This window comes from Aquabacterium sp. (assembly GCF_004297345.1).
Taxonomy (GTDB): domain Bacteria; phylum Pseudomonadota; class Gammaproteobacteria; order Burkholderiales; family Burkholderiaceae_C; genus Aquabacterium.
Window position 1 is genome coordinate 1 of sequence record NZ_SCTN01000213.1, and the last position, 2,459, is coordinate 2,459.

General features: G+C 63.5%; 2 protein-coding genes and 1 pseudogene. All 3 read left to right on the forward strand.

Annotation, left to right across the window (positions count from 1 at the left end; genetic code table 11):
* Positions 1 to 238 (forward strand): annotated as a pseudogene (locus EPO09_RS07610) (ABC transporter permease); the annotation flags it as partial.
* A gap of 126 nt (positions 239 to 364) precedes the next feature.
* Positions 365 to 958, forward strand: coding sequence for a TetR/AcrR family transcriptional regulator (locus EPO09_RS07615; protein WP_290641793.1), 594 nt, complete (start codon positions 365 to 367; stop codon positions 956 to 958).
* 78 nt (positions 959 to 1,036) lie between these two features.
* Positions 1,037 to 2,131: an alkene reductase gene (locus EPO09_RS07620; protein WP_290641795.1), complete on the forward strand. Its 1,095-nt coding sequence runs from the start codon at positions 1,037 to 1,039 to the stop codon at positions 2,129 to 2,131.
* The last annotated feature ends 328 nt before the right edge of the window (positions 2,132 to 2,459 follow it).

Sequence of the window (2,459 nt, forward strand, 5' to 3'; positions counted from 1 at the left end):
GCGCATCTCGGGCGGCTTGTCGCTGATCGGAGCAGTGGTGGCCGAGTTCGTGGCAGGCACGGGCGGCACCGGCACAGGGCTGGCCTATCAAATCCTGCAATCGGGCTACCAGCTCGACATTCCCCGCATGTTCGCGGCGCTGGTCTTGATCTCGTTGACGGGGATCGCGGTGTTTGCTTCTCTGGCTGCGCTGTCGCGCTGGGCGCTGGGCGGCTGGCATGAAAGCGAGATGCGCTGAGCATCAGGCCAGGCAGCGCGGAACGCCCCGCCATGTCACACCGGCATCAGCCCCAATAACCCCACAAATTTGTCAGGCAAATACGAGACGCCATCGTTTTAAGACGACTGGTCATATTATTTACTCATGGCTCGCACCGCAGACAAAACAGACATCCCCCGACGCTTGTGTGAAGCGGGCTACGCCCTCTTCAACCAGCTCGGCTACAACGCCACCGGGATCCAGCAGATCACGGACAAGGCGGGCGTGCCCAAAGGCTCCTTCTACAACCACTTCGAAAGCAAGGACGCTTTCGCCGCCCAGATCATCCGCAACTACGGCGTTTGGGTGGACAAGGCCTGGGACACCGCCATGCAAGGCGCGCCGGCCGAGCCTGTGGCGGCCATGCGCCAGTTGTTTGCCAGCTTCATCCAGCATCACGAGAACACAGGCCTGCAAGGCTGCCTGGTGGGCAACTTCGCCGCAGAAGTGGCCGAGTCCAGCGACGCCTGCCGCGCCGTGCTGTGCGGCGTCATGTTGAGCTGGCGCGAACGGCTGGCCGAGCTCATCGGCCAGGCTCAGTCGCAAAAGCAGATTCGCGACGACCTGCCTGCGCTCACGCTTTCCGGCTTCTTCTGGGACGCGTGGGAAGGCGCCGTGCTGCGCATGAAGGTCGAACACAGCACCCAGCCGCTCAAGGACGTGGTCGATCTGATGCTCGACAAGTTCTTCCGCCCCTGAATCACCCGATCAACTTTCTTTGCCGTACCCATCCGGTCGCCCTGGCGACCTCACCTGACCCAAACTGGAGCCACATCAATGGGAACCCAAGACGCACTCTTCCAGCCCTTCCAACTGGGCGACATCACCCTGGCCAACCGCATGGTCATGGCCCCGCTGACACGCAGCCGCGCTGAACAAGGCAATGTGCCTGGCCCCTTGACAGTCGAGTACTACGCCCAGCGCGCCAGCATCGGCCTGATCATTGCCGAAGCCACGCAGGTATCGGCCACGGCGCAGGGCTACCCATCCACGCCGGGCGTGCACACGGCCGAGCAAGTGGCCGGCTGGCGCAAGGTGACCGACGCCGTGCACGCCAAGGGCGGCAAGATCTTCGTGCAACTGTGGCACACCGGCCGCATGTCGCACACGGCCTTCCAGCCTGGCGAGCAAGCCCCTGTGGCACCTTCGGCCATTGCAGCCAAGGCCAAGACCTTCGTGCCCGGCCAGGGCATGGTGGACACCTCGGTGCCCCGCGCCCTCGAAACAGCCGAGATCGCTGGCGTGGTCAATGACTTCCGCACCGCTGCGCGCAACGCCATCGAGGCCGGCTTTGACGGCGTGGAAATCCACGGCGCCCACGGCTACCTGCTGGATGCCTTCCTGCGCGATGGCGCCAACAAGCGCACCGACATCTACGGCGGCAGCATCGAAAACCGCGCCCGCTTCCTGCTGGAAGTGATGGCCGCCGTGACCGCTGAAATCGGCGCAGGCAAGGTCGGCATCCGCCTGTCGCCCGTGTCGCCTGTCAACGACTCGAGCGAAAGCAACCCCCAACCGCTGTTCGAACACGTCGTGCGCGAACTGGAAAAGCTGCATCCCGTGTACATCCACGTGGTGGAAGGCCACACCGGCGGCCCACGTGACAACGCCCCGTTTGACTACGAAGCGCTGCACAAGCTCTACAGCGGTGTGTGGATGGTCAACAACGGCTACAGCAAGGATATGGCCCAGGAAGCCATCGCCAGCGGCAAGGGCGATCTTGTCTCGTTCGGCCGCCTGACCATCAGCAACCCCGACCTGCCCCGCCGCCTGCAAGAGAACGCGCCACTGAACGACTTGTTCTCGGACACCGGTCTTTACGGCGGTTCCGGCGCACACGGCTACACGGACTACCCGTCCCTCGCAGCCTGATTGACTGTGCCTGAAGCGCCACGTGCGCTTCCACGAGCCCTGGCGGACGCCGCCGGGCTCGCTGTTTGATCGGCGCCAAATTTGGCTCGGTTCTCATTTTGAATTGACATGGATCATTGTCAACATCAGAATGGCCGAGCCTTTTTGATGGGCACCGCTTTTAGAACGATCCTTTAGGAGACTCCAGACATGACCATCGCCAACACCGCCGTGCTGATCGCCGCCGTGATGCCCGCCCTCACCATGGGCATGGCCAAGGCCGCCTCGGCCGGCAAGAAGCGCAGCCAGGGCGGCTACGACAACAACGACCCTCGCGCCTGGGCCGGCA

Bases quoted from the DNA above. Each gene is read 5' to 3' on its own strand.
- EPO09_RS07615 (WP_290641793.1), top strand. From the start codon at position 365: ATGGCTCGCACCGCAGACAAAACAGACATCCCCCGACGCTTGTGTGAA.
- EPO09_RS07620 (WP_290641795.1), top strand. From the start codon at position 1,037: ATGGGAACCCAAGACGCACTCTTCCAGCCCTTCCAACTGGGCGACATC.